This is a genomic window from Micromonospora sp. AMSO1212t (assembly GCF_008868145.1).
Lineage (GTDB): Bacteria > Actinomycetota > Actinomycetes > Mycobacteriales > Micromonosporaceae > Micromonospora > Micromonospora tulbaghiae.
Window position 1 is genome coordinate 1 of the sequence record NZ_WBKS01000250.1, and the last position, 1,267, is coordinate 1,267.

2 protein-coding genes are annotated in these 1,267 nt (G+C 74.0%); both read right to left on the reverse strand.

What is annotated here, in order from left to right:
* Positions 1–128: 128 nt before the first annotated feature.
* A complete protein-coding gene (locus F8279_RS29640) occupies positions 129–644 on the reverse strand; it encodes a hypothetical protein (protein WP_151501707.1) in 516 nt (171 codons plus the stop codon).
* A complete protein-coding gene (locus F8279_RS29645) occupies positions 625–1,131 on the reverse strand; it encodes a SigE family RNA polymerase sigma factor (RefSeq protein ID WP_091426462.1) in 507 nt (168 codons plus the stop codon). Before F8279_RS29645 ends, F8279_RS29640 begins: the two co-directional genes overlap by 20 nt.
* Positions 1,132–1,267: the final 136 nt, after the last annotated feature.

Sequence of the window (1,267 nt, forward strand, 5' to 3'; positions counted from 1 at the left end):
CAAACAAGGCCTCACCAACAAAGAGATCATCCGCTGCCTCAAGCGCTACATCATCCGCGAGGTCCACACCGCCCTCCTCGCCGACTACACCGCCCTCAACACCCCTTGACATCCATAGGAGCATCCGCTCACCCGTCGACGGTCACCACCCGCTCCACGCCGGGCAGCTTCTCCACCGCGGCCCGGATCGGCGCCGGGTCCTCACCGTCCGCCAGCAGCACCGACAGGACGACCCGTCCGTCGGCGTCCGGCCGGGCCGCGGCAGTGGTGCCGCGGCAGCGCAGCCCGGTGTCCCCGCGCGCCTGCCCGATCCGGTAGTCGACCTCGCCGAGTTGCGGCGCGCCGGCACCGGGCCGGAAGACGACGTCCAGCCGTACCGGAGGGTCGGCCCGACACGCGGCCGACGCCGAGGCGGACGGGGTGGCCGCGCTGCCGGCGGACGGCATCGGCGCCGCCGGTCCGGACAGCGTCGCCATGGTCGCGGCGCCGCCGGTGACAGTCACCGCGGCCACCCCCGCCAGAACCGTGGCCCGTCGCCGGCTCCTGGCGCGCGCCCGTGCGCGCACCTCGGCCGCCGGGCTGAGCCGCAGCCCGGTCATGTCCTGCTCCAACTCCCGCAGAGCCTCACCAATGCGTGCCGACATCGACTTCCTCCTTGTCGTCGGTCAGTAGAACGGCGAGCGCGGTACGGCCCCGGGACAGGTACGACTTGACAGTCCCCTCGGGCATGCCGGTGGTCCGGGCGATCTCCGCCACCGGCAGGTCGTGGAGGTGGTGCAGGACGACGACCAGCCGTTGCGCGTCGGGCAGTTGCCGTAACGCCGCCAGCAACGCCACCCGGTCCGGGTTGGGCCCGGGCGCCGGAGTCTCCCGGCCCAGCCGCGCCCGCGCCGCGAACCAGCGCCGCAGGCCGCGCCACCGGTTGGCCGTCAGGCGCCAGGCCACCGTCCGCACCCAGCCCTCCGGATCCTCGTACGCTCCGACTGTCGACCAGCGCTGCCAGGCCCGCGCGTACGCCTCCTGCGTCACGTCCTGGGCCTCGGCCAGGTCGCCGCAGAGCGCGTAGACGTGGTGCACGACCCGCCGCGCGGTCGCCGTGTAGAAGGCGTCGAAGTCCTCGGGGCCGTCCATGCCCACCTCCCGTGTCCGCTCTCACCACACGACACCCCGATGCGGCTCCGGCGGTTGCACGCGGATCAGGTCGCTCCGGGTCGTACCCGATCCGGCGCGTCCACCCGGGCGGGCGGGCCGGATCGGGTACGACCCG

Coding starts and splice junctions, on each gene's coding strand:
- F8279_RS29640 (WP_151501707.1), bottom strand. CDS start 644: ATGTCGGCACGCATTGGTGAGGCTCTGCGGGAGTTGGAGCAGGACATG.
- F8279_RS29645 (WP_091426462.1), bottom strand. CDS start 1,131: ATGGACGGCCCCGAGGACTTCGACGCCTTCTACACGGCGACCGCGCGG.